The following is a 25,773-nucleotide window of genomic DNA, read 5'->3' as shown; positions in this document are numbered from 1 at the left end:
GAAGTGCGGGGGCGAGAATGCGACGCGAAAGCGGCCTTCGGCAAGGTTCGCCTTTGCGCGAAAAGCGGAACGGCCGCAAAGCCGTTCCGCAAGCGGCCCTGTCAGAGGCCGGCGAGCGCGACGTACTTGATCTCGAGATAGCCCTCGATGCCGTACTTCGAACCCTCGCGGCCGAGGCCGGACTGCTTGACGCCGCCGAAGGGCGCCATCTCGTTGGCGAGCGCCGGCGTGTTGACGCCGACCATGCCGGACTCCAGACCCTCGGCCACCTTGAAGATGCGGCTGATGTCGCGCGCATAGAAATAGGCCGCGAGACCGAACTCGGAGCGGTTGGCCATCGCCAGAACCTCGTCCTCGTCCTTGAAGGCGATGATCGGGGCAAGGGGGGCGAAGGTCTCCTCGCGCGTGACCAGCATGTCCTGCGTCACGCCGGTGACGACGGTCGGTTCGAACATGGTCGGGCCCAGCGGCGAGCGCTTGCCGCCGGTCTTGACCGTGGCGCCCTTGTCGGTCGCGTCCTTGAGGTGCTCTTCCATCTTGGCGACGGCCTTGTCGTCGATGAGCGGGCCCATCGTCACGCCGTCTTCCGTTCCACGGCCGAGCTTGAGGCCGGCCACCTTGTCGAGAAGCTTCTGCGTGAAGGCCTCGACCACGCTCTCCTGCACGTAGATGCGGTTGGCGCACACGCAGGTCTGGCCGGCATTGCGGAACTTCGACAGAAGCGCCCCTTGCGCGGCGGCGTCGAGATCGGCGTCGTCGAAGACGATGAAGGGCGCGTTGCCGCCGAGCTCCAGCGAGAGACGGGCGATCTTGTCGGCACCCTCGCGCATCAGCCAGCGGCCGACACCCGTGGACCCCGTGAAGGTGATCTTGGCGACGGTCGGGTTCTTGCAGATCTCCGTTCCGAAGGCCTTCGCATCCGTCGTGGTGACGACCGAGAAGAGGCCGGCCGGCACGCCCGCGCGTTCGGCGAGGACGGCGAGTGCCAGCGCGGAAAGCGGCGTCTGCGCGGCGGGCTTGAGCACCATCGAGCAGCCGGCGGCCAGTGCCGGGCCGACCTTGCGGGTGATCATGCCGTTCGGGAAATTCCAGGGCGTGACGGCGGCGCACACCCCGACGGGCTGCTTCATCACGAGGATGCGCTGGCCGGGGTTCGGGCCTGGAATGATGTCGCCGTCGATGCGCTTGGCTTCCTCGGCGAACCATTCGAGATAGGCCGCGTTGGAGACGATCTCGGCCTTCGCCTCGGCGAGCGGCTTGCCCTGCTCGGCAGTGAGGATGGCGGCGAGGTCGTCGACATTGTCCATCACCAGCTTGAACCAGCGCATCAGGACGCCGGCGCGCTCCTTGGCGGGCACGCGTGCCCACTCTTTCTGCGCGGAAGCGGCCTTGTCGATCGCGCGGCGCGCATCCTCGACGCCGAGGTCCGGGATGGTGAGGACGACGGAGCCGTCGAACGGATCGCGTACCTCGAACGTCTTGGCATCGGGAGCGACCCACTCGCCCGCCACATAGGCGTTGTCGGTCAGGAGCGAGGGATCCTTCAGATCCAGCTTCGCGGTTTCCGCTTCACTCGTCTTGCGCAGGGTGCTCATCGGGCAGTCCTCCTCGGTTCGATACGGCGTGCCCCGATGTAGACCTTTCGGACGGCGATGAGAATGGCGAAGGTGGCTCCGATGCGATGCGCGAAACCTTACGGCGAATTCATCAACCCGAAAACTTCCCGTAATCCGACCGATCCTAACTTCTCCGCCAAGACGCCCGGCCTTCGCCGGAAGCGCCAGGAACCGACGAGGACTACGATGCCCAACTTCCTGAACACCAAGAGCCGTCGCCGCCTTTCGGCGGCTGCGCTAGCGGCCGGCGTCGCCGGCCTCGCCTTTTCCGGCGGCGTGATGACCAATGTGGTGCCGAGCGTTGCCCAGCCGGTGCAGCTCGAGGCACCGACCCAGAATTTCGGCTTCGCCGACGTCGTGGAGCGTGTCAGCCCCGCTGTCGTGTCGGTGCGCGTTCGAGGCGAAGAGCCCCGGGCGGCGATGTCGCGCAGCGAAGAATATGCGAGCCCCTTCGACAACCTTCCCGAAGACCACCCGCTGCGCCGCTTCTTCGACTTCGGCAATCCGGGCGGCCCTGGCCAGGGGCCGGGCCTGCGCGGCCCAGGCCAGCGCCGAGGCGGCGGTGACGGCCCGCGCGCGGCCATGTCGCAAGGCTCGGGCTTCTTCATCTCGGACGACGGCTATCTCGTCACCAACAATCACGTGGTCGAAGGCGGCAGCACCTACACCGTGATCCTCGACGACAGCACCGAGCTTTCGGCCGAACTCGTCGGCACTGATCCGCGCACCGACCTCGCGCTTCTCAAGGTCGACGACGCGGAACGCACCTTCACATATGTCGAGTTCGCGGATGACAGCGCCGTGCGCGTCGGGGAGTGGGTGGTGGCCGTGGGCAACCCGTTCGGACTCGGCGGATCGGTCACGGCGGGCATCGTCTCGGCGCGCGGCCGCGACATTGGTGCGGGCCCCTACGACGACTTCCTGCAGATCGATGCGGCCGTGAACCGCGGCAACTCCGGCGGCCCGGCCTTCAACCTCGAAGGCAAGGTCATCGGCGTCAACACGGCCATCTTTTCGCCGTCCGGCGGCAATGTCGGCATCGCCTTCGCCATTCCGTCCTCCACCGCCCAGAGCGTCGTTCAGTCGCTGCGTGACAATGGCGAGGTCTCGCGCGGCTGGCTCGGCGTGCAGATCGCTCCGGTCACGGAAGACATCGCCGAGGCTGTCGGCCTCGAAAACGACCAGGGCGCCATCGTCACCCTGCCGGAAACCAACACCCCGGCCTCCGATGCCGGCATCCGCACCGGCGACGTGATCACCCAGGTCAACGGCCGCGACGTCGCGACCCCGCGCGAGCTCTCGCGCACCATCGCGGCCTTCGCGCCGGGCAGCGAGATCGAGATCGGCCTGTGGCGCAATGGCGAGGAGCAGACGGTGACCGTCACGCTCGGCGACCTGTCCTCCCTCGACGAATCGGCCTCGGCCAACCGTTCGGGCGGCGGCCAGCAGGTGCCCACCGATCCGTCCTCGCTGTCGGGCTACGGGCTCACGCTCACGCCCTCTGAAGAGGGTGAAGGCGTCGTTGTCACCGACGTCGATCCCGACTCCGAGGCCGCCACGCGTGGCGTCCAGGCCGGCGACGTCATCGTGGCGGTGAACGGCACGGAGGTCTCGGATCAGGAAGGCGTGGAGAACGCGCTGCGCGAGGCGTCGGATGCCGGCCGCCGCGCCGCGTTGTTCCAGCTGCGCTCGGGCGACCAGAACCGCTTCGTCGCGCTGCCGATCTCCGGGAGCTGAGCGTCGGCGGGCGGCCGATCACGGGGCGGTGCGCGTAAGACGCGCGCCGCCCTTCTCATTCCGGGGCGAGGGGAGAGGAGTTCAGGCATGAACGACACCGCAGAGCACTCTTTCGCTGGAGGCGGCGAACGCGCTACATCCGCGCCCATGAGGATCCTCGTCATCGAGGACGACCGCGAGGCGGCGTCCTATCTCGTCAAGGCGCTGCGTGAGGCGGGTCACGTACCCGACCACGCGGCCGACGGCGCGACAGGCTTCCACATGGCGGACACCCAATCCTACGACGTCCTCGTCGTCGATCGGATGCTGCCGGAGCGCGATGGGCTTTCCGTCATCGCCGGCCTTCGCGAAAAGGGTAACGGCACGCCCGCTCTGATCCTCTCGGCGCTCGGGCAGGTGGACGACCGCGTGACCGGCCTTCGCGCCGGAGGCGACGACTATCTCTCCAAACCTTTCGCCTTCTCCGAGCTTCTTGCCCGCGTCGAGATTCTCGGACGGCGCCGTGGCGGCAAGGATGTGGAGACGAGCTACCGGGTCGGCGACCTCGAGCTCGACCGCCTGTCCCACGAGGTGAGGCGCCGCGGCAAGCCGATCATCCTGCAGCCGCGCGAGTTCCGCCTGCTCGAATATCTGATGAAACACGCGGGGCAGGTGGTCACGCGCACCATGCTTCTGGAAAACGTCTGGGACTATCACTTCGACCCCCAGACCAACGTCATCGACGTCCACATCTCCAGGCTCAGAGCCAAGATCGAGCGCGATTTCGGCGCGCCGCTCCTGCACACGGTGCGTGGCTCGGGCTACATCATGCGCGCTGGCGACTGAACCTTGAACCGCCTGCGCGCCATGATGCGCATGACGTCCGTGCGTCTCTCGGCCGTCTATCTCGCGCTCTTCGCCGTGTTCGCGGTGGCGCTCGTCGTCTACGTCACCGCCACCGCGTCCGGCATCATCCTGAACCAGACGCGCGAGACGATCGACGAGGAACTCGCCGAGCTCGGCACGCTCTACCAGCGCGCCGGCATCGTCGGCCTCGTGCGCTCGATAGACCGCCGCTCGCGCCAGCCCGGCGCCTCGCTCTACCTCATGACAGACGCAACGGGGCGGATCCTCGCCGGCAATGTCGAGAGCCTCGATGTCGGCGTTCTCGACCGCACCGGCTTCACCGACCGCCTCTTCGCCTATGAGCGCTTCGACGACGACGAGGGCGACGACCTCCATCTTGCGATGGCCGAGGTGGTGCAGCTTCCGAACGGAATGCGCATTCTCGTGGGGCGCGACCAGACCGACCAGGAGCGCTTCCGCCTGATCGTGCGCAACGCGCTGACCCTGGCGCTGGCGCTGATGGGCGTGGGCGCGCTGCTGGCCTGGTTCTTCGTCGGCCGCACCGCGCTCCAGCGCATCGACCGGCTCTCGGCCTCCTCGGCGCGCATCCTGTCGGGCGACCTCAACGAACGCCTTCCGGTCACGGGCGCGGGCGACGAGTTCGACCGCATGTCGGAGAGCCTCAACACGCTTCTGGCGCGCATCGCGCTTTTGCAGGTGGGCCTGCGACAGGTCTCCGACAACATCGCGCACGATCTGCGAACGCCGCTGACGCGCCTGCGCAACCGCGCCGAGGCTGCCGTGGCGGACCGTTCCGGCGACGCCGATCCGCGCGCCGCGCTGGAGGCGGCGATGGCGGAGGCCGACGGGATGATCCGCACGTTTGACGCGCTCCTGATGATCAGCCGCGTCGAGGCCGGTTTTCACCCGGTCGAGAAGGTCGAGACGGATCTGTCGCAGATCGTGCGCGACGTCGCCGAACTCTACGAGCCGGTCGCCGAGGACGAGGGCGCCAGCCTCACCGTCAAGACGCCGCCCTCCGTCATCGCCCATGTCAGCCGCGAACTGATGGCGCAGGCGCTTTCCAACCTTGTCGACAACGCGCTGAAATATGCCGGCGGGCAGGAGCGGCCGGTCGCGATCGCGGTGACCCTCGAGGAGAAGCCCGACGGACGCGTTTCGTTGAGCGTCTCCGACAACGGGCCCGGCATCCCCGAAGGCCAGCGTGAGCGGGTCCTCGAACGCTTCTACCGACTGGACGAAAGCCGCACGCGGCCGGGCTCCGGCCTTGGCCTTTCGCTGGTGCAGGCGATCGCCGGTCTCCACGATGGTACGCTGACCCTGGAGGACGCTGCCCCAGGTCTTCGCGTGCGGCTCGACTTTCCGGCCGGAACGGCCGAAGAGCGAACGGGATAGAAGCCGCGAGGGGAGGGAACATGGCGGGCGAACTTCGCATCGGCGGGCAGACGCCGCTTCGCCCGCTCGACGCAGAGCGTGCCGCGAGCTGGCTCGCCGATCTGCGCAAGGCGGCAACGGAGGCCGGTCTCGTCGATTTCGCCGGGTTCCTCGAAGCGCCTTCGGCGGATCGCGAGCGGATCGGCGCCGTCCTCGATCTCTCGCCTTTTCTCGGCGGCACCATGCTGCGCCGGCCGCACTGGCCGGCCCGGCTCCTGACCGAAGACGCGGGGGAACGCGTGCGGGCCATCGTCGAGGCGTTGCGCGCGCCGCTGGAGCCCGGCGGCAGCGAGAGCGCGTTGATGAGCGAGCTGCGGGAGGCGAAGGCCGAGGCGGCTCTCCTGATCGCGCTGCGTGATCTCTTCGGCGCGGCGGACGCGGCGCGCACGACGGCCGATCTCTCCGACCTCGCCGAAGCCTGCGTGGCACGCGCCTTGCGCTTCTGCCTGCTCGACCTGCACAGCAAGGGCCAGCTCGTCTTGCCGGATCCGGGCAATCCGGAAAAGGGCTGCGGGCTCTTCGTGCTCGGAATGGGCAAGCTCGGCGGACGCGAGCTGAACTATTCCTCCGACATTGACCTCATCCTCTTCTTCGACCCCGACGCGCCGGCAATCGTGGACGTCGCCGAGAGCGTCGAGACCTTCTCGCGGGTGGCCCGCCGGCTGGTGCGCATGATCGGCGAGCGCACGCGCGACGGCTACGTCTTCCGCACGGATCTGCGCCTGCGGCCGGACCCCTCCGCGATGCCGCTCGCCATCCCGCTGCCGACCGCGCTCGTCTACTACGAAAGCTCGGGGCGCGACTGGGAGCGCGTCGCCCTCATCAAGGCGCGCAGCATCGCGGGCGATCGCGCCGCCTCGCGCGAGTTCCGCGCGGCGATCTCGCCCTTCGTATGGCGTCGATATCTGGATTTCGCGGCCCTTCGCGGCATCGAGGCGATGAAGGAGCGGATGGACCGCCATCGCGGCTTCGACCGTATCGCCGTGCCCGGCCATGACGTGAAGCTCGGGCGCGGCGGCATCCGCGAGGTCGAATTCTTCGCGCAGACGCAGCAGCTCATCGCGGGCGGTCGCGCCCCGCAGCTTCGCACCCGGCGGACGGACAAGGCGCTTCGCCGCCTTGCCGAAGGTGGCTGGATCGATGCCGGCATGGCGCGCGAGCTGACCGAAAGCTACTGGTTCCTGCGCCGCGTCGAACACGCCGTGCAGATGGTCGCCGACGAGCAGACCCACACGCTGCCCGAGACCGAAGAGGAGCTTCTGAGGATCGCCCGGCTTCTAGGCATCGACACCGTCGATGCCTTCTCGGACATGCTTCTGGGCCATCTGCGGCGTGTGAAGACGCGCTTTTCGGGCCTGTTCGCGCGGAGCGGGGAGAGGAAGAGCGCCGAGGCGGAAGCCCCGGTCCTCGATGCGCTGTCCGATGAAGAGGACGCTGAGGCGCTGGAATGGCTGACCGCCCAGGGTTTCGGCCGGCCGCAGGACGTCGCCCGGCTCATCGCCGGCTGGGGCGCCTCGCGCCACCGGGCGCTTCGCTCCGAGGGCGCGCGCGAGCATCTGCGCGCCGTCCTGCCCTCGCTCGTCTCGGCCTTCGCCGGCGCGCGAGATCCGGATGCGGCGATCGTTTCGTTCGACCGTTTCCTTGCCGGGCTGCCTTCCGGTCTGCAGTTCTTCGCGCTCATCGCCTCCAACCCGAAGCTCCTGGAACTCCTGGCGACGATCATCACTTCCGCGCCGGGGCTGGCCGAGACGATCGCCCAGCGTCCGCACGTCTTCGACGCTCTGCTCGATCCCGCCTTCTACGGCGAACTGCCCGATCCCGCCGCGCTCGCCGAGCGGCTGGACGTCTTCATGACGGAGGCGGGCTCGCACGAGGAGGAACTGGACCGCCTGCGCGCCTTCGCCAGTGAGCAGCGCTTTCTCATCGGCGTGCGGCTTCTCTCCGGCGCGGTGACGGGGGAGGAGGCGGGCGTCGCCTTTTCCGATCTCGCCGAAGCGATCCTCGCCGCGCTCCTGAAGGCCGTGACGCGCGAGTTCGCCATGCGGCACGGCCATGTCGCGGGCGGGCGCGTCGCGCTGCATGGCCTCGGCCGGCTCGGCAGCCGCGAACTGACCGCGACATCCGATGTCGATCTCATCCTCTTCTACGATCACGACGAGGGTGCCGAGGATTCGGACGGCGAACGTCCGCTGCCCGTCTCGACCTACTACACGCGGCTGACGCAGCGACTGATCTCGGGCCTGACCGCGCCGATGCGCGACGGCATCCTGTACGAGGTGGATTTCCGCCTGCGCCCCTCGGGCAACAAGGGTCCGCTCGCCACGCAGGTCGACGCCTTCCGCCGCTATCAGGAGAAAGAGGCCTGGACGTGGGAGCGCATGGCGCTGACACGATCACGCCCGATCGGCGGGGACGCGGCGCTGATGGAAGAGGTGGCTCAGGTCGTGCGCGCCGTCGTCTCCGCGCCGCGCGAGCCGAGCGAGGTCGCTGCGGACGCCGCGACGATGCGCGCGCGGATCGAGCGCGACAAGCCGGGGCGCGGTGCGCTGGACCTGAAGCTACGGCCGGGCGGGCTGGTCGATCTCGAATTCATCGCGCAATGGGCGATTCTCATCGGGCTCGTCCCGGCCGAGTTCGTCGGCCGACCGACGGCCGAGGTGCTGGAGGCATTGGAGGAGAAACAGGCCGGCGGCCCGTGCCTCGCCCCCGCGATGCGCGCCTTCACGCGCGTGATCCAGCTGATCCGGCTTGGCCGCGACGGCGTTCATGACGTGGCGGCACTGCCGAGGGGGCTCGCCGAGCGCGTGGCACGCTCGATCGGCGTCGACGACGTGGCGGCGATCGAGCCGGAGCTCGATCGCCTGGCGGGCGCGGTACGCGAGCGCTTCGAGGCGCTCCTGCCGCTGCAAACGGAAGATTAACGCTCGCGCCGGAACACCATACCGCCGTGGTGCAGCGTGTCCTCGTCGACGAAGGTTCCGTCGGCGGTGAAGCCGGTGTCGTCCCAGTAGTCGATGTGGGTGCCGTTCACCTCGTAGCGCCCCGTATAGACGCTCTGGCGCGAGCCGCGCGCCTCGTCGTAGCGCCCGTTCGGCAGGAGCTCCTGCCGGACGTGACCGTCCTCGGTCACCCACATGCCGAGATAGGGATGGCTGGTCTGCGCCATTGTGGTCTCCGTCAGCGTGATCGTGGCGAGCGCCGCGGCGAGGATCGCCGCGACTTTCGGGAGGGCAATGGCGCGCATCAGTAGGCCGAGGCCCGCGTCGGACGCACGACGATCTCGCCGACATCGACGTCCTCGGGCTGCTCCAGCGCGTAGCGCACGGCACGGCCGATCGCGTCCGGCTGGAGCGCGATGGCGCGATAGGACTTCATCGCCTCCGCCGCCGTCTCGTCGGTGATGGTGCTGGCGAGCTCGCTTTCGACGACGCCCGGATGGATGCAGGTGACGCGAATGTCCGAATGCTCTTGGCGAAGTCCGTCCGAGATGGCGCGCACCGCGAACTTCGTGGCGCAGTAGACGGCGGCGGTCGGCGAAACGGCAAGCGCGCCGATGGAGGCGATGTTGACGACGTGGCCTGAGCCGCGCGCCGTCATTTCCGGCAGAACGGCGGCGATGCCGTAGAGGACGCCCTTGATGTTAACGTCCACCATCGCGTCCCACTCGTCGACCTTGAGGGAGGCCATCGGCGAAAGCGGCATGATGCCGGCATTGTTGACGATGGCGTCCACTCGGCCGAGGCGTTCGCGCCCCGCATCCGCGAAGCGCTGCACGTCCGCCCGGTCCGTCACGTCGAGGCGCTGTGTCTCGACGCGCGCGCCGTTGGCGCGGAGTTCTTCGGCCAGCGCGTCGAGCCGGTCGGTGCGGCGCGCGCCGAGCATGAGCGTCGCGCCCGCCGCCGCGAGTTCGCGCGCAATGCCGACGCCGATGCCGCTGGATGCGCCGGTAATGAGAATGGTCTTGTCGAGGGCCATGATCGTTCCCGCATTTCCGATTTCGATGCACGACGCCTCGGGGGCGCCGCGACACGGACACTATGGGGCTTCCAATGTCGTCGGAAGCTGGCCATTCTTTTCCTCGGCGGTAAGAGGGACTAACCAATGCGAGAGGATTTCGGTGGCCTTGCCGTCTTTGTCGTGGTGGCGGAAGAGCGCAGTTTCCGCGCCGCGGCCGACAGGCTAGGTGTGACGCGCTCAGCGGTCAGCCAGGCGATCCGGCGGCTGGAGGACGCGATGGGCATCGCGCTCGTCCACCGCACGACGCGCTCGGTCGGGCTGACGGAGGCCGGCGAGCGGCTGTACGGCGACGTCGCGCCGTCCATCGCCGAGATGCACGCCGCGCTGGATGCCACGCGCCATCTCGGCAGCCGTCCTCGCGGACAACTCCGGCTGACGGTCTCGTCGATCGCCGAGAGCTTCCTCTCCGGTCCGCTGCTGGCGCGCTTCATCGAGGCGCATCCGGAGGTCGAACTCGACATCCTCGTGACCGACGACGAGATCGACATCGTCGCCGAGGGATACGACGCGGCCGTCCGGCTCGGCGAACTCATCGCGCAGGACATGATCGCGCTGCCGGTCTCGAGCGACCAGCGCCAGCTCGCCGTCGCCTCTCCGGCCTACATCGAGCGCCACGGCGCACCGGTTCATCCGCGCGAGCTGATAGCCCATCGCTGCTCGACGTGGCGGCCTTCGCCGCGTGGCGCGCCGTTCCGCTGGGAGTTTACCGAAGACGGCCGCGACTTCACCGTCGACGTGAAGGCGCAGGTCACGACGAACGACATGGGCCTGATGGTGCGTCTTGCGCTGGAGGGCGCGGCGATGTGTTTCGGGATGGAGGAGACCTTCCGCCCGCACATCGAGCGCGGAGCGCTCGTGCCGCTCTTGGAGGGCTACTGCCCGCCCTTTCCGGGTTTCTTCCTCTATTATCCGAGCCGGCGGAACGTCGCGCCCAAGCTGCGGGCCCTCATCGACCACATCCGCGATGAGCGGCGCCGGACGAACGAGCGATAGACGCTCAGGCCGCGTCCGCGTTCGATGCCTGCGCGCGGCTTTCCAGCGGCAGGCGGAAGGAGACGATTGTGCCTTCGCCGACGCGGCTGGCGATCCGCATCCGCCCGCCCTGCAGTTCGATCAGCGAGCGCGCGATGGCAAGGCCGAGGCCCGTGCCCTTGTTGGTGCGCGTCAGCTCGTTCTCCACCTGCTCGAAAGGCCGGCCGAGATTGCCCAGGGATTCCGGCGGGATGCCGATGCCGTTGTCGGCGATGGTGACGACCGCGTGGCCGCGCAACTGGCGGGTGCGCACGCGCACCGAGCCGCCCGTGTCGGTGAACTTCACCGCATTGGCGAGGAGGTTGAGGAGGATCTGCTTCGTGGCACGCCGGTCGGCGCTGAGGACGAGATCGCCGGAATGCTCGGCGGTCACGTTCAGCTGCTTCGCCTCGGCCTGCACGTCGACGATGCGCGTCGCCTCGGCGACGATCTCGCCCATGTCGATCGTCTCCATCGTCAGCGCCATGCGCCCGGCCTCGATCTTCGACATGTCGAGGATGTCGTTGATGAGCTTGAGGAGCCAGTGGCCGCTTTGATGGATGTCGGCGGCGTACTCGCAGTATTTCTGCGAGCCGATCGGCCCGAAGCTCTCCTCGCGCATGATTTCCGAGAAGCCGATGATGGCGTTGAGCGGCGTGCGCAGCTCGTGGCTCATATTGGCGAGGAAAGTGGTCTTGGCGCGGTTGGCGCTCTCGGCGCGGTCCTTTTCCTGCAGGAAGGAGGCGTTGAGATCCGTGAGCTGGTGGGCCTTGGCCTCGGCGTCGCGGCGCGATGCGGAGAGATCGTTGATCGTCGCCATCAGGCGGCGCTCGGAATCCGAAAGCCGCTCCTGATGCACCTTGAGCTGGGTGACGTCCGTGCCAATCGAGACGTGGCCGCCGTCGCTCGTCAGGCGCTCCGATATCTGCAGCCAGCGCCCGTCCGCCAGAAGCGCCTCGGAGGCGCGCTCGCCCTGCACGAAGCTCGGGCTCGTGAGCTTGCGCTCCTCGATCGGCTTGCGCGCGTTGAGGCGCACGATGTCCATCGCCGTCCCGGGACGGATATGCTCGTGCGAGAGGCCGAAGACTTCCTGGTACTTCGAGTTGCAGAGGACGAGCCGGTCCTCGGAATCCCACAGGACGAAGGTCTCGGAGATGTTCTCGACCGCGTTCTGGAGCCGCGCCGTCGCCTCGCTCGTCAGGCGCGCCAGCGCATGGTTTTCCGACACGTCGACCGCGACGCCGATGAGGTGGATGTCGTTGCCGGCGTTGCGCACCACTTCGGCACGCGCGCGCAGCCAGATGAAATGGCCGTCCGAACGGCGCATGCGGAAGGTGCGCTCGATGTTGGAGAGCTTGCCGGACGCGATCTGCCGGGCGATCTCGAAGAACGATCCGTCGTCCGGGTGCATCAGCTTGGCGACTTCGCCGAAGGAGAGGATGCCCTCCTTCGCCGGCATGCCGAGGATCTCGTACATCGAGCGGGACCAGTACATGCGCCCGCGCGCCAGATCCCAGTCCCAGAGGCCGCAGCGCCCGCGCGAGAGAGCCGTCTCCACGCGCCGGTGCGCGTCGGTCGCCACCGTGTCGGCGATGGAGGTGAGCGTCGCCTGCCGGAAATAGGCGAGGAGGATCGTGAGAAGCACGATGCTCGTCAGCGCGAACAGGGTCACGTTCACCGAAACGGTGCGACGCCATTCGGCGAACAGGCGTTTTTGATCCTGCACGATGGCGACGGCGCCCAGCGGCTCGGCGAGGATGGCGGCTGACGTCAGGGCGTCCCGGCCCTCGAGGCGGGTCTGCATGACGCCCGCGCGCTCGCCGAAGACGAAGAGCGGCTGCCCGCCATAGAGGATGGCGCCGCCGTTCTCGCCGATCAGGCGCTCCGCACCGGGCGTCGTCGCGATGATGTCGCCGTCGATATCGGTGATGAAGGCAAGCGCGCCGTCACTGCGCAAGGAGGCGGGGAGGGTACTGGTCAACAGCGCCTGCGCGTGCGCGGAAGGATCGGCCTGGAGGTCCGAGCGCGCCACGTCCTCGGCGCGCAGGAGGCTGGCGGCCAGCGCCAGGTTCTCGACCGCCGCCTGGCCGATCTCGTCGCGGTGCTCCATCAGCGTCACGATGCGCGCGAAGGCGAGGATGCCGAGGAAGAAGACGGTGAGCAGCGGGACCGAACGGCGCAGGGCAGGCTCGGCCACGGACAGGGGGGGCGGTGCGAGGCGAGCGAGGGTGAGGCGCTTGCCGAGCCGGTGGTGCAGGGTCTTGAGCGCCGGCATCACGCCAGACTCCTTCCCCGCCGGCACGCTCGTCGCGTCCGCCCTCATCCTATCAGACCCCTCGTCGTCGTTATTGGCTTCGATCCGGCACGCCGCACATCCGAATCTGACGTCAATGAATCAGAGGGGATGGACCTTGTCTAGGGCTTGCCCGGGCGCGAAAGACTAGTTTCGTTAACCATATTTTTGGCGAAGCAATTCCGTCACTGTGCAGCGGTGGCGGAATTGAGGCCACTGGTGCGGCGGCAAGCTATTGCAAGGTTCGCTCGACGATATCTTTCAGGTCTTTTGACAGAGACTTCTCGTCTTGCATCGCAGCCAATGCTGCGCGTGCGTTCTCCCTGCGGATCGGCTCGAGGCTGCGCCAGGTGCGGAAGGAGGTCGCAAGACGCGCCGCCGTCTGCGGATTCAGCCGGTCCAGCGCAACGAGCTGCTCGGCCACGAACGCCTGGCCGCGCCCGTCCGCCCGGTGGAAGGCGAGGGGGTTTGCGGCCGCGAAACTTCCAATCAGCGAGCGAGCCCGGTTGGGATTGGCGAGGCGGAAGGCCGGATGGCGCTGCAGCGCCGCGACGCGCTCCAGCGTGTCGGCGGCCGGTGCTGTCGCCTGGATCGCGAACCACTTGTCGATGACGAGATCGTCGGTCTCGAAGCGGCCGTAGAAGTCTGCGAGCGCATCTTCAGCCGCGGCGGAGCCGGCGAAGTGATGGACGAGCACGGAAAGACCGGCGAGGCGGTCGGTCATGTTCGTCGCGCCCGCATATTGCGCCGCCGCCGCGCCGGGATCGCCGGCCGCAAGGCTCAAGGGTGCAAGCACCGCGTTGCGCAGGGCGCGCTGCCCCGCGCTCGCCGCGTCCGGCGAGAAGTCAGCGTCCGTCGCAAGGCTTTCGCGCAGGGCCGCGAGCGGGCCGGCGCCGAGCCGGCCGATGGCGGTGAGGGCCGCGATGCGAGCGGCATGAACGGCCTCCGGATCGACGTCCTTTGCCACGAGGCGCGCGATCTCCACCTCGCCGGGAAGCGTCGCGATGAGGGCGCGAAGGGCGGGCTCCAGATTTTCGTCGCCTGCCGCTTCCACGAGGGCGTCGATGGTCTCGCCGTCGCGCGCCTCGCTGAAGCCTTCGCGGGCCGCGCCCACGAGCATCGTCTCGACGAGGCCGTTCACCGCCGCCCAGCGGGCGTAGTCGTTGGGATCGCGACGTGCGAGCGCCGCGCGATCTTCGGCCGATTGCTCGTGGACGAGCGTCACCGGCGCCGAGAAGTCGCGCAGGATCGACAGGAGCGGGCGCTGGGCGAGACCGGTGAAGACGATCGTCGCCTCGGCGGTGGTCAGGTGGATGATGCCGTCCGCCACGCGCGCCTCGGCGCTCTCGGCTTTCGCGTCGATCTCGGCGCCGTCCGGGCCGACGAGGGCGAAGCGCACCGGCAGGTGCATCGGCGCCGTGCCGGTCTGCGCCGCGCCCCCGTCGAGATGCTGAGACAAAGTGAGCGTCAGCGTGCCGGCCTCAAAGCTCTCGCGCACCGTCAGCGTCGGCGTGCCGGCCTGCGAATACCAGAGCGCGAACTGGGTGAGGTCGGTGCCGGTCACCTCCTCGAAGCAGGCGATGAACGCCTCGATCGTCGTCGCCTCGCCGTCATGGCGTTCGAAATAGAGGTCCATCCCGGCGCGGAAGCCGTCTTCGCCGAGGATCGTCGCGATCATGCGCACGAGCTCGGCGCCCTTGTCGTAGACGGTCGCCGTGTAGAAGTTGTTGATCTCGCGGTAGCGCGTCGGGCGCACCGGATGCTGAAGCGGCCCCTGGTCCTCTGGGAACTGGTGGGCGCGCAGACTCGCGACGCTCGCGATGCGCTTGACGGCGCGCGATCGCTCGTCGGCCGAGAACTCCTGGTCGCGATAAACCGTCAGCCCTTCCTTCAGGCAGAGCTGGAACCAGTCCCGGCAAGTGATTCTGTTGCCGGTCCAATTGTGGAAATACTCGTGGGCGATCACGGTCTCCACGCCCGCATAGTCGCCGTCGGTCGCGGTCTGCGGGTCGAGCAGCACGTATTTGTGGTTGAAGACGTTGAGACCCTTGTTCTCCATCGCACCCATGTTGAAGTCCGACACGGCGACGATGTTGAAGATGTCGAGATCGTATTCGCGGCCGAAACGCTTCTCGTCCCACACCATCGAGCGCTTCAGCGCGTCCATCGCGTAGGCCGCGCGGCCCGCAAGGCCCTTCTCGGTGTAGATCGCAAGATCCACTTTGCGCCCGCCGGCCGTGGTGAAACCGTCGGTCAGGACGTCGAGGTCGCCGGCCACCAGCGCGAAGAGATAGGAGGGCTTGGGGTGCGGGTCGTCCCAAACCGCGAAGTGGCGGCCGCCCGGCAGCTCGCCGCGCTCTCCCGGGTTGCCGTTCGACAGGAGGATGGGGGCGGCCGCGCGGTCGGCCTCCACGCGCACCCGGTAGCGCGACAGCACGTCCGGGCGATCCGGGAAGAAGGTGATGCGCCGGAAGCCCTCCGCCTCGCACTGCGTGCACCAGACACCCTTCGTCCGATACAGGCCCATCAGCTTGGAGTTCTTCTCCGGCTCAAGGCGCGTGACGACCTCCAGCGTGAAGCGGCCCTCCTGCGGCACGGCCTGGATGACGAGGCGCTCGGGCGTCAGTTCGTAGAGGCCGGCCTCCAACGGTGCGCCGTCCACCGCGATCGAGGTCATCTCGATCTCGTCGCCGTCGAGAACGAGGTCGGCATAGCCTTCCTCACCGGGCCGGCGTTCGAGGATGAGGCGCGAGCGCACGGTCGTTTCGCCGTCGCCGAGCGTGAAGTCGAGATCGACCGAATGGACGAGATAGTCGTAGGGCCGATAGTCCTCGAGCCGGATGGTCTGCCCGTCTTCGTTGCGCATCGTGCTCGCCTTTGCGATTTCCGTGGAGGGTTGGGAGATAGACCCCTGCAGCCGGTTCGCCAAACGAACTTGCATCAGCCAGCGATAAATTCGCCGCCGGGCCTCGACCCGGGCTTCGATCGCCCATAGAAGCTGACCGTATTTCCCGGCCATGCCGTCCGTGCGTTCCAGCGACGAAAGTCCGCGCGCGTTCACTCCTCTGGCCGAAGCCTCGCGGCCATCCCGGCCGGCGCGGGCGAGCCGCCGGACAGGTGCGATGCGAGACGCTGCTCAGGACGACCAGGCTGACACCCGACCGCTGTTGGGCATCGGCCTGAAGGTGCTGTCGGTTGTCGTCTTCGTCGGCATGCAGACCTTCATCAAGGCCGGCGGCGAGGGCGTGCCCGCAGGACAGATCGTCTTCTTCCGCTCCTTCTTCGCGCTGATCCCGGTCGCCATCTATCTCGCCTGGCTCGGCGATCTCTCGACGGCGCTGCGCACCAGCGATCTGCCGGGCCACTTCCTGCGCGGGCTCATCGGCGTGACCTCGATGGCCCTCGGCTTCTTCGCTCTGACGCGGCTGAACTATCCCGAGTGGATCACGATCTCCTACGGCGCACCGCTTCTCACCGTCGTCTTCGCCGTTATCTTCCTCGGCGAAAAGGTGCGCGCCTATCGCTGGTTTGCGGTGCTGGTCGGCCTGTGTGGCATCGCCGTCGTGACGCTGCCGAGCCTGTTCGAGCCGCGCGGCGAGATGGCGCCGGGCTATTCGGCAGGCATCGTCGCATCGCTGTTCGCCGCGATGCTGGCGGCTGTCGCGATGATCCAGATCCGTCGGCTGGTGCGCAGGGAAAAGACCGCGACGATCGTCGTCTACTTCTCGCTGACGTCAAGCCTGCTGGCACTCCTGACGCTACCCTTCGGCTGGGTCTGGCCGACTTGGGAGCAGGGGCTCCTTCTCGTCGGTGCCGGTCTGTGCGGCGGCGTCGGCCAGCTTCTTCTGACGGCGTGCTATCGCTACGCGGACACCTCGACCATCGCGCCCTTCGAATACACCTCACTCGTTCTGGCGATCCTGATCGGCTACTTTCTCTTCGGCGAGGCCGTGCAGGCGACGACGCTGATCGGCGGCGCCATCGTCGTTTCGGCCGGCATCTTCATCATCTACCGGGAGCACCGTCTCGGCCTTGAACGCGCCCGCGCCCGCAAGGTGTCGCCTCCGCAGGGCTGACCCCTCGCTCAGGCGGCCTGCTCGGACTCGGAGGTTTCCGAGCCGACTTCGGCGCGCGGATCGAGTGCGAAGGTCGCGGGCGTCTGCGTCCGGGCGAGCGGGATGTTGCGGAAATCGTCTCGCTCCTCGGCCGGCACCGCCTCGCGGCGGAAGGTGCGCCAGATCGCGTAGCCCGCATAGGCGGCGTGCGCCGTGCCGGTGGCGAGGAAGATGCCCATCGGCCCGCGCGTCTCCATCAGCCATGCCGCCAAGAGCGGGCCGCCCATGGTGCCGATGCCGTAGACGATGAGGAGCCCGCCCGAAATTTTCACGAAGTCGGCCGAATCCGCATAGTCGTTGGCATGGGCGACAGAGAGCGAATAGGCCGGGTAGATCACCCCGCCGAGGCAGAAGGCGAGGGCGAGGATCACCGACACGCTGCGGCTGTCGAGGCCGATCGCTATCGTCGCCACGACGACGCCGAAACAGCCCGCGCCCGCCATCACCATGCGCCGGTCGATGCGGTCCGAGAGGCGGCCGAGCGGGTACTGGAAGACGATGCCGCCGGCCATCGTCGCCACGAGAAGCGTTGCGATCTGCGTGGTAGAGAAGCCGATCTCGTTGCCGAAGACCGGCGCCATGTTCGTCCAGGCGCCGGCCATGATGCCGCCCATGAAGACGCCGATCACGGCGGCGGGCGAATTGCGGAAGATGGCCGGCAGGTCGAGCTTCACCTGCGTCAACGGCTTGGGGTGCTGCTGGCGCGAAAGCGCGTTCGGTATCACGGCGGCCGCGAAGAAGATGGCGCAGACCATGAACGGGACGGTCAGCGAAGGGTCCGCCAGCGGCATCAGGAACTGGCCGGTCATCATCGCGCCCATGGAGACGACCATGTAGAGCGAGAAGATCGTGCCGCGCGTCTGATTGGTGACGCGCTCGTTGAGCCAGCTCTCGATCACCATGTAGCCGCCCGCCAGGGCGAAACCGGTCAGCCCGCGGATCAGGATCCAGGCGACCGGATTGACCATCAGGCCGTGCAGGAGCGCGGCGATGGCGAGAAGCGCGGCGAGCGAGCAGAAGGTACGCACATGCCCTGCGCTTCGCACGATATGCGGCGCGATGAGGCAGCCGATCGTGAAGGCCAGCGCATAACCTGTGCCCAGAAGGCCGATCTCGAAGTTCGACCAGCCCTCAATGGAGCCGCGGACAGGGAGAAGGATGCCGGCAAGGCCTGCCCCGACCATCAGGAAGAAGGTCGACAGGAGGAGGGACACGATCGGCAGGAGCGCGCGCATGGGAATGCCTGGAACTTGAGGATGTCGCGGGGCGAGTTCGCTCCGACGGGAAGGCTAGCTAGAGAGTGGAAGCAAGCCCGTCGAGCGCGTTAGCGACGAAAGTTGACGGCTTTCGGACATTCGTCTGATGGGCGGGGCCGATCAGTCCAGCCGCGCCTTGATCGCCAAGAGGTCGCGCCATGCCAGCCGCTTCTGCGTCGGCTGCCGCAAAAGATAGGCCGGGTGCAGCATGGCGGTGATCGCCACCGTTCCCGAGCCGTCGTGCAGTGCAAGCTCGTTCCAGCGGCCACGCAGCCGCATGATGCCCTCGTCCGTGTCCATCAGCGCCTTGGCGGCGGGCGAGCCGAGGCAGACAAGCACCTTCGGCTTCACCAGTTCGATCTGCCGCATCACGAAGGGCAGGCACATCTGCGTCTCGGCGGGCGTCGGCGAGCGGTTGCCTGGCGGGCGCCAGGGCACGGTGTTCGTCACACGTACCGCGTCGCGCTCGAGACCGATGGCGCCCAGCATCCGATCGAGGAGAAGCCCCGAGCGGCCGACGAAGGGCTCGCCCGTCTGGTCCTCTTCGCGCCCCGGCGCCTCGCCGACGAACATGATGTCGGCATCGGCGGCGCCACTGCCGAAGACGAGCGAGCGGGCCGTCAGGCGCAGATTGCAGCCGTGGAAGGCTTCCAGCGCCGCGCGAAGCTCGTCGAGCGTCGCGGCCGTTCTTGCGCGCTGGCGCGCATCGTCGAGCGCGCCGTCGTCCTCGGCCGGGTTGCGGAAGGCGGGCAGGGTGGCCGAGGCCGGCGGGCTCTGCGGCGGTGCGGCGCTTGTCGGCGGCGTGCGCGCGATCGGCGGGGCGGCGAGTGCCGGCGACCGTGCGGCGCCCGAACGCTCCGCCCGCGCCTGTGCCTCGGCCGTCGTCTCGGCGAAGCGGTCGCGCGGGGTGTCGGCCACAAACGCGTCGACGCCGGCCTCGCGATACCAGCGAAGAAGGGCGGCGGCAGCTCTGGCGCTTTCCGGCGCGATGGGCACGGCCTCGTTCATCGGGCGATCATAGCGCGCGACGACTGATCAATGCGAGACGGTGCGCGAGAAGAGGTTGATGACGAGGATGCCCGCGACGATGAGGCCAAGGCCGAAGATGGCCGGCGCGTCGAGGCTCTGACGGTAGACGAACCAGCCGATGGCGGCGAGAAAGACGATGCCGGTGCCCGACCAGATGGCGTAGACGATGCCGATCGGCAGCAGCCGCAGCGTCAGCGCCAGGAAGTAGAACGCGACGCCGTAGCCGATCACCGTGACCGCCGAAGGCCAGAGCCGGGTAAAGCCGTCGCTCGCCTTGAGCGCCGTGGTGGCGACCACTTCGAAGGCGACGGCGATGACGAGATAGGCGTAGACCATGAGGCGACCTTGCGCGTGAGGGGAACGAGCGCCTCCCGGTGCACCGCGCGCCGCCTGCCGGTCAAGCCGAGCGCGTGCGAATCTGCTTGGCAGGGGCGCGGCTTCGTGGGAACGGAAGCGCGATGGAAACCTCCGGCCTGCCCCTTCGCCATTTCCTGATCGCGCTGCTCGTCGTCGCGATCTGGGGCACGAATTTCGTCGTCATCCGCGTGGCGCTCGACGATCTGCCGCCGCTTCTCTTCGCGGCTCTGCGCTTCACCTTCGCGGTCCTGCCGGCGATCTTCTTCGTGCCGCGCCCGCGCGTCGGCTGGAGGAGCCTTGCAGCCTACGGCCTCTTCATCGGCGCCGGGCAGTTCGGCCTTCTCTTCATCGCCATGAACGGGCACATCTCGCCGGGTCTCGCCTCGCTCGTCGTGCAGTGCCAGGTGTTCTTCACCATCGCGATGTCGATCCGCCTGGCGGGCGAGGCCGTGCGCCCGTTCCAGTGGGCGGCGCTCGCGCTCGGCGCGGCCGGTATCGGTGTCATCGCCGCGAACACCGGCGGCTCGACCACCGCGCTCGGTATCGCTCTCGTCATCGCGGCCGGCTTCTTCTGGGCGGCCGGGAACATGGTCGCGAAGGCGAGCGGTGTGGCGAACATGCTCTCTTATGTCGTATGGGCGAGCCTCTTCTCGGCGCCGCCGCTCTTCGCACTGTCGCTCCTGTTCGAGGGCTGGCCGGCCATCGGGCAGGGGCTGTCGCAGGCCGGCACCGCGACATGGCTCGCGGTGCTCTGGCAGGCCGTCGGCAACACCCTTTTCGGCTACGCGGCGTGGGGCTGGCTGCTCGCGCGACACCCCGCCGCAGTCATCACGCCGACGGCGCTTCTCGTGCCGATCTTCGGCATGGGGGCGTCCTTCCTCTGGCTGGGCGAGCCTTTGCCCTTCTGGAAGCTCGGCGCGGCCGCGCTCGTCATTGGCGGGCTCGCGCTCGGCATCCTCTATCCGCGTTGGCGCAAGGCCATCGCGCGGGCCGCGCGGTAAGTCGTCGCTCGCTGCTCGGGTCGATCGCCCTTGCGCTCCGGCCTATATGGACGACAAAGAGTGGAATGAGTCCAAGTGAAGCGGCGCGATGCGCCGAAGGGAGGCAGTGCATTCATGAGCGAGACCGAGATCGAGCGCGAAAGCATGGAATTCGACGTGGTGATCGTGGGAGCGGGGCCGGCCGGCCTCTCCGCGGCCATCCGCCTGAAACAGCTCGATCCCGATCTCTCGGTCGTGGTGCTGGAGAAGGGGGCCGAGGTCGGCGCGCACATCCTGTCCGGCTGCGTCCTCGATCCCTCCTCGCTCGATGCGCTGCTGCCTGAGTGGCGCCAGGAGGAGACGCCGATCCGCCAGGAGGTGACGGAGGACCGCTTCTACTTCTACGGGCCGCAGGGCTCGCTTCGCCTGCCCAATTTCGCCATGCCGAAGCTGATGAACAACCACGGCAATTTCGTCGTCTCGCTCGGGCTGGTGTGCAAGTGGCTCGCCGAGAAGGCCGAGGCCCTCGGCGTCGAGATCTATCCGGGCTTTGCCGCTCACGAGCTGCTCTTCGACGAGAACGACAATCTCGTCGGTGTCGCCACGGGCGACATGGGCATCGGGCGGAATGGCGAGCCGACGGCGAACTATCAGCGCGGCATGGAGCTGCGCGGCAAGTACACGCTGATCGGGGAGGGCGTGCGCGGCTCGCTCGCCAAGCAACTCACCGCCAAGTTCGGCCTCGCGGAAGGTCGCGAGCCCCCCAAGTTCGGGCTCGGGGTGAAGGAGCTGTGGGAGATCAACCCGGCCAAGCACAAGCCGGGCCTTATCCAGCACTCCTTCGGCTGGCCGCTCGACATGAACACCGGCGGCGGCTCCTTCATCTACCACCTGCCGGACAATCAGGTTTACGTCGGCTTCGTCGTCCACCTGAACTACAAGAACCCCTATCTCTCGCCCTTCGGCGAGTTCCAGAAGTTCAAGACACATCCGGATGTCGCCGAGCTTCTAGAGGGCGGCAAGCGCCTTGCCTATGGCGGGCGCGCGATCACCGAAGGTGGCTGGCAGTCGGTGCCGAAGCTCGCCTTCCCCGGCGGCGGGCTGATCGGGTGTTCGGCGGGCCTCGTGAACGTTCCGCGCATCAAGGGCGTCCACAACGCCATCGCCTCCGGAAGCCAGGCGGCCGAGGCGGCTGTGGCGGCGCTGAAGAACGGCCGTGCGCACGACACGCTGGAGGCCTACGAGGACGGCTGGCGTGCTTCCTCCATCGGGCGCGATCTCAAGGCGGTGCGCAACGTCAAGCCGCTCTGGTCGAAGTTCGGTACGGTGGGCGGCGTCATGCTCGGCGGCATCGACATGTGGATCAACGCGCTGACGGGCTGGTCGCCCTTCGGCACGATGGCCCACGGCAAGACGGATGCCGAGAGCACCGAGCCGGCGGCCAAGCACAAGCCGATCGACTATCCCAAGCCCGACGGCAAGCTGACCTTCGACAAAACGGCCTCGGTGTTCCTGTCCAACACCAACCACGAGGAGGATCAGCCGATCCACCTTCGGGTGAAGGACATGGAACTGCAGAAGACCTCCGAGCACGACGTCTATGCTGGCCTCTCGCAGCGCTACTGCCCCGCCGGCGTCTACGAATGGATCGAGGAGGGGGCGGACGCTCCGCGCTTCCAGATCAACGCGCAGAACTGCGTCCACTGCAAGACCTGCGACATCAAGGACCCGAACGGCAACATTACCTGGATGACGCCGCAGGGCGGCGAAGGGCCCGTGTATCAGGAGATGTGATCGGGAAGGGTCGGACGGTCGTCTTCTGGCCGCTGCCGGCTTGATTGCCGGGAGACTGGCTACTCTACAGCGTCGTAGCTAAAGACGCCTGCCATGCGCCTGCCATGCAAAGCTGCTTGAGATCGGCTTTGAACCCAGGGAGGCGGCGATGCCGGGACGACTGAAGCTCTATCACAATCCGCAGAGCCGCGCGGTGACGGCGCACTGGATGCTGGAGGAGGCCGGCGCCGACTACGATCTGGTGCCCGTCGAGTTCCGAGAGGACGGCACGCGCGATCCGAAGATCCTCGCGGTGAACCCCATGGGGAAGGTGCCGACGCTCGTTCTCGAGGACGGCACCGTCGTCACGGAAGTGCCGGCGATCCTCGCCTGGGTGGCCGACGCCTATCCTGAAAAGAACCTTGCGCCCGCGCCCGGCAGCCCTGAGCGTGGCAGCTACTATCGCTGGCTGTTCTTCGTCGGGTCCTGCTTCGAGCCCGCGCTGATCGAGCGGATGATGCGCCAGGACGCCGAGCCCCTTCCGAAGATGATGGTCGGCTGGAGCTCCTACGACGACGTCATCGACACGGTCGAAGGTGCGCTGAAAGGGCGGGAATTCCTCGTCGGCGACCACTGCACGGCGGCGGACGTCTACATGGGTGCCGGGCTTTGGTGGGGCGGCATGTTCAAGGGACCGCGCATTCTCGAAAGCGAGATCATCCAGGGCTATATCGCGCGGCTCGCCGAGCGCCCGGCCTTCCAGCGCGCGATGGGCGGCTGACGGGGGTCAGCGCTCCACGCGCACCATCTGCGTCAGCGGCCCGTCGTCGGGTGTCTTCGCGACCTGAAACGTCAGCAGCACCGGCAGATGGTCCGAGGTTGTCGCCGCCATGCGCTCCACGCGCTCGATACGGATCTCCGGCGAGGCGAGGAGGTTGTCGATCGGCAGGCCTGCCCAACGGGCCCATTCACCGGGCAGGCTGTCGAGGAGCCATGTCGGCCGCACGCCCGGCACGACCTGCGTCCCGGTCATCCGTGCGTAGGTCGCGAGGAGCGCGCTCCAGGGCGCGGCGTTGAAGTCTCCGGCAATGAGCGTCGGCGCGGTGAGCGCTCGAAGCGTCGGCTCCAGGCGGTCCAGGCGCCGCCATTGCCCGGCGGGCCAAGGCCAGAGCTGGTGATGGGAGGCCACCGTCACGGGCACGCCGTTGAAGTCGATCCGCGCGGCCGCCAACGAGTTGCGCCCGTCGCAGACGGTCTCCGCCATCGGCACGAAGGGGCGGCGGGAGAGAAGGGCGGAATCGCCGAAGAAGCCGTCCGCACCCTCGCAATGGAGCTGGAACGGATAGGTCTCGGCGAGCGGCGCGAGGGCGGTGCGCCAATGCGCCGTCATTTCCTGCAAGGCGACGACGTCGGGACGCGCCTCCGCGATCCGGCGGATCGCCTCGATCGGCTCGGGCGCGTTCCAGCGAAGGTTCATCTGGAGAAGCGTGTAGCTCGGCCGCCCGTCCTCGCCCTGCGATGCCGCAGGGATCGACAGCGGCAGGACGGTGACGAGCGCTGCGCCCAACGCCACGATCGATAGTGCGGCGTCGATCCAAAGGCGCCGGGCGAGGAGAAGCGCGGCGAGAAGCACGAGCCCCAGCGCCAGATGCGCCCTGAAGTGGGAGAAGCTGTCGAGCGGGCGCGCATAGCCGCCGAAAAAGCCCAACGCCACGGCGATAACGGCTCCGAGCGCCACCAGCCGAAGAAGAAGGACGAGCACCGATGCGCGGCGCGTCGAGGCCGTGTCGCCGGTCATCTTCGCCTACTGGAAGGCGGTTTCGAAGAAGGAGCGCAGCTTGCGCGAATGCAGCCGCTCGGCCGGCATGTCGGATAAGGTCTCCATCGTGCGGATACCGATCTCCAGATGTTGCGAGACCTGCCGCTTGTAGAACTCCGTTGCCATGCCGGGCAGCTTGAGCTCGCCATGCAACGGCTTGTCCGAGACGCACAGGAGCGTGCCGTAGGGCACGCGGAAGCGGTAGCCGTTGGCCGCGATGGTGGCCGATTCCATGTCGAGCGCGATGGCGCGCGACTTCGACAGCCGCTCCACCGGTTCGCGCTGGTCGCGCAGCTCCCAGTTCCGGTTGTCGATCGTAGCGACGGTGCCGGTGCGCATGATGCGCTTCAGGTCGTAGCCCTCGAGCCCGGTGACGCTCGCCACCGCCTCCTCCAGTGCCACTTGCACCTCGGCCAGCGGCGGGATCGGTACCCAGACGGGCAGGTCCGCGTCGAGAACGTGATCCTCGCGCACATAGGCATGGGCAAGGACGTAATCGCCGAGAGCCTGTGTGTTGCGCAGGCCCGCGCAGTGGCCGAGCATCAGCCAGGCGTGCGGGCGCAGGACCGCGATGTGGTCGGTGATCGTCTTGGCGTTGGACGGGCCGATGCCGATGTTCACCATCGTGATGCCCGAGCGGTCCGGCCGCGTCAGGTGGTAGGCCGGCATCTGCGGCATGCGCGGCGGCACCGCGCCCGATATCGGCTCGCTCGCACCTGCCGGCGTCACGAGGTTGCCGGGCTCCACGAAGCTGTCATAGCCGCGCCCGCCATCGGCCATCAGGTCGCGCGCCATCGCGCAGAACTCGTCGATGTAGAACTGGTAGTTGGTGAAGAGGACGAAGTTCTGGAAGTGCCGCGGGCTCGTCGCCGTGTAGTGCGCCAGGCGATGCAGCGAATAGTCGACGCGCTGGGCGGTGAAGGGCGCGAGCGGCAGGGGCTCGCCCGGCTGCGGCTCGAAATTGCCGTTGACGATGCGGTCATCCGTTGCGGTCAGATCCGGCACGTCGAAGATGTCGCGCAAGGGCTTGGCGAGTTTCTCGGCCAGCGCCCCGTCGACATAGGAGCCTTCTGGAAAGGCGAAGTGAAGCGGGATCGGCGTTTGCGAAAGCCCGACGGACACGGGCTGGCCGTGATTGCGGATGAGATGTTCGAGCTGGTCGGTCAGATAGCTCTCGAAAAGATCCGGCCGCGTGATCGTCGTCGCGTATTCGCCGGGCCCCGGCACGAAGCCGTAGGAAAGGCGGGAATCGACTCGCGCATGGCCCGTCGTCGTCAGCGAGACCTGCGGGTAGAAAGCGCGGTAGCGCTCGTTCGTGCGGCCCGAGACGAGCACCTCGTCGAATCGCTCGATCAGGAAGGAGGCCGACTGTTCGTAGAGGCGAATGAGTTCGCCGACCGCCCTCTGCGGGTCGTCGAACAGCTTCGCGTGACCGGCGTTCGGCGACTGGAAGGCAGGGGCGTTGGAAGCGCTGTCGATCATCCCTCCTC

At 67.8% G+C, this 25,773-nt stretch carries 19 protein-coding genes; 9 read left to right on the top strand and 10 right to left on the bottom strand.

The annotated features are described in order from the left end of the window. Positions 1-101: 101 nt before the first annotated feature. Positions 102-1,595 carry an NAD-dependent succinate-semialdehyde dehydrogenase gene (locus H1343_RS11910; protein ID WP_185983111.1) on the bottom strand — a complete coding sequence of 498 codons (1,494 nt, stop codon included), beginning with the start codon at positions 1,593-1,595 and terminating at the stop codon, positions 102-104. Between the two features lie 207 nt (positions 1,596-1,802). On the opposite strand from H1343_RS11910, the gene H1343_RS11905 reads away from it, so the two are divergent. From H1343_RS11905 to H1343_RS11890, 4 genes are all read left to right on the top strand, one after another. Continuing rightward, entirely contained in the window at positions 1,803-3,353 is a 1,551-nt protein-coding gene (locus H1343_RS11905; RefSeq protein WP_185983110.1) for a Do family serine endopeptidase, read from the top strand. Positions 3,354-3,500: 147 nt separating this feature from the next. Continuing rightward, positions 3,501-4,178 (top strand): response regulator transcription factor, encoded by a 678-nt coding sequence (locus H1343_RS11900; protein ID WP_185985628.1) that lies wholly within the window; start codon positions 3,501-3,503, stop codon positions 4,176-4,178. Positions 4,179-4,199: 21 nt separating this feature from the next. Then, on the top strand, positions 4,200-5,594 hold the full coding sequence (locus H1343_RS11895) for a sensor histidine kinase (RefSeq protein ID WP_185985627.1): 1,395 nt from the start codon (positions 4,200-4,202) through the stop codon (positions 5,592-5,594). Positions 5,595-5,614: 20 nt separating this feature from the next. After that, complete coding sequence (locus H1343_RS11890; RefSeq protein ID WP_185983109.1) at positions 5,615-8,554, top strand: bifunctional [glutamine synthetase] adenylyltransferase/[glutamine synthetase]-adenylyl-L-tyrosine phosphorylase; 2,940 nt, start codon at positions 5,615-5,617, stop codon at positions 8,552-8,554. Here H1343_RS11890 and H1343_RS11885 read toward each other — a convergent pair. Both H1343_RS11885 and H1343_RS11880 read right to left on the bottom strand, forming a co-directional pair. Continuing rightward, positions 8,551-8,877 carry an Atu4866 domain-containing protein gene (locus H1343_RS11885; RefSeq protein ID WP_185983108.1) on the bottom strand — a complete coding sequence of 109 codons (327 nt, stop codon included), beginning with the start codon at positions 8,875-8,877 and terminating at the stop codon, positions 8,551-8,553. The genes H1343_RS11890 and H1343_RS11885 overlap by 4 nt on opposite strands. Next, complete coding sequence (locus H1343_RS11880) at positions 8,877-9,608, bottom strand: SDR family oxidoreductase (protein WP_185983107.1); 732 nt, start codon at positions 9,606-9,608, stop codon at positions 8,877-8,879. The genes H1343_RS11885 and H1343_RS11880 overlap by 1 nt, the downstream gene beginning before the upstream one ends. Before the next feature lie 126 nt (positions 9,609-9,734). On the opposite strand from H1343_RS11880, the gene H1343_RS11875 reads away from it, so the two are divergent. Further along, complete coding sequence (locus H1343_RS11875; protein ID WP_185983106.1) at positions 9,735-10,643, top strand: LysR family transcriptional regulator; 909 nt, start codon at positions 9,735-9,737, stop codon at positions 10,641-10,643. A gap of 4 nt (positions 10,644-10,647) precedes the next feature. On the opposite strand, the gene H1343_RS11870 is transcribed toward H1343_RS11875, so the two are convergent. Together H1343_RS11870 and pepN are read right to left on the bottom strand one after the other, a co-directional pair. Then, positions 10,648-12,936: a sensor histidine kinase gene (locus H1343_RS11870; RefSeq protein WP_246333001.1), complete on the bottom strand. Its 2,289-nt coding sequence runs from the start codon at positions 12,934-12,936 to the stop codon at positions 10,648-10,650. A 250-nt stretch (positions 12,937-13,186) separates the two neighbouring features. Beyond that, positions 13,187-15,820: an aminopeptidase N gene (pepN, locus tag H1343_RS11865; RefSeq protein WP_185983104.1), complete on the bottom strand. Its 2,634-nt coding sequence runs from the start codon at positions 15,818-15,820 to the stop codon at positions 13,187-13,189. A 256-nt stretch (positions 15,821-16,076) separates the two neighbouring features. Here pepN and H1343_RS11860 point away from each other — a divergent pair, with 256 nt between their 5' ends. Next, positions 16,077-17,030: a DMT family transporter gene (locus H1343_RS11860; RefSeq protein WP_185983103.1), complete on the top strand. Its 954-nt coding sequence runs from the start codon at positions 16,077-16,079 to the stop codon at positions 17,028-17,030. A gap of 8 nt (positions 17,031-17,038) precedes the next feature. Here H1343_RS11860 and H1343_RS11855 read toward each other — a convergent pair whose 3' ends face one another. From H1343_RS11855 to H1343_RS11845, 3 genes are all read right to left on the bottom strand, one after another. After that, on the bottom strand, positions 17,039-18,304 hold the full coding sequence (locus tag H1343_RS11855; protein ID WP_185983102.1) for an MFS transporter: 1,266 nt from the start codon (positions 18,302-18,304) through the stop codon (positions 17,039-17,041). Positions 18,305-18,445: 141 nt separating this feature from the next. Further along, positions 18,446-19,333 carry a uracil-DNA glycosylase gene (locus H1343_RS11850; protein WP_185983101.1) on the bottom strand — a complete coding sequence of 296 codons (888 nt, stop codon included), beginning with the start codon at positions 19,331-19,333 and terminating at the stop codon, positions 18,446-18,448. A gap of 27 nt (positions 19,334-19,360) precedes the next feature. After that, positions 19,361-19,690, bottom strand: coding sequence for a DMT family transporter (locus H1343_RS11845; protein ID WP_185983100.1), 330 nt, complete (start codon positions 19,688-19,690; stop codon positions 19,361-19,363). A 122-nt stretch (positions 19,691-19,812) separates the two neighbouring features. Here H1343_RS11845 and H1343_RS11840 point away from each other — a divergent pair, with 122 nt between their 5' ends. From H1343_RS11840 to H1343_RS11830, 3 genes are all read left to right on the top strand, one after another. Continuing rightward, the gene (locus H1343_RS11840) at positions 19,813-20,712 is read left to right on the top strand and encodes an EamA family transporter (protein WP_185983099.1); all 900 of its coding nucleotides are present in this window, start codon (positions 19,813-19,815) and stop codon (positions 20,710-20,712) included. A gap of 114 nt (positions 20,713-20,826) precedes the next feature. Beyond that, complete coding sequence (locus H1343_RS11835; protein ID WP_185983098.1) at positions 20,827-22,485, top strand: electron transfer flavoprotein-ubiquinone oxidoreductase; 1,659 nt, start codon at positions 20,827-20,829, stop codon at positions 22,483-22,485. A gap of 148 nt (positions 22,486-22,633) precedes the next feature. Further along, on the top strand, positions 22,634-23,245 hold the full coding sequence (locus tag H1343_RS11830) for a glutathione S-transferase family protein (protein ID WP_185983097.1): 612 nt from the start codon (positions 22,634-22,636) through the stop codon (positions 23,243-23,245). Positions 23,246-23,251: 6 nt separating this feature from the next. Here H1343_RS11830 and H1343_RS11825 read toward each other — a convergent pair whose 3' ends face one another. Both H1343_RS11825 and H1343_RS11820 read right to left on the bottom strand, forming a co-directional pair. Then, positions 23,252-24,262, bottom strand: coding sequence for an endonuclease/exonuclease/phosphatase family protein (locus tag H1343_RS11825; protein WP_185983096.1), 1,011 nt, complete (start codon positions 24,260-24,262; stop codon positions 23,252-23,254). Between the two features lie 6 nt (positions 24,263-24,268). Then, a complete protein-coding gene (locus H1343_RS11820; protein ID WP_185983095.1) occupies positions 24,269-25,765 on the bottom strand; it encodes an AMP nucleosidase in 1,497 nt (498 codons plus the stop codon). Positions 25,766-25,773: the final 8 nt, after the last annotated feature.

Origin of the sequence: Aureimonas mangrovi, from assembly GCF_014058705.1 — a bacterium.
In the GTDB taxonomy this organism is placed as follows: domain Bacteria; phylum Pseudomonadota; class Alphaproteobacteria; order Rhizobiales; family Rhizobiaceae; genus Aureimonas; species Aureimonas mangrovi.
This window is presented reverse-complemented; position numbering and strand designations above follow the sequence as displayed.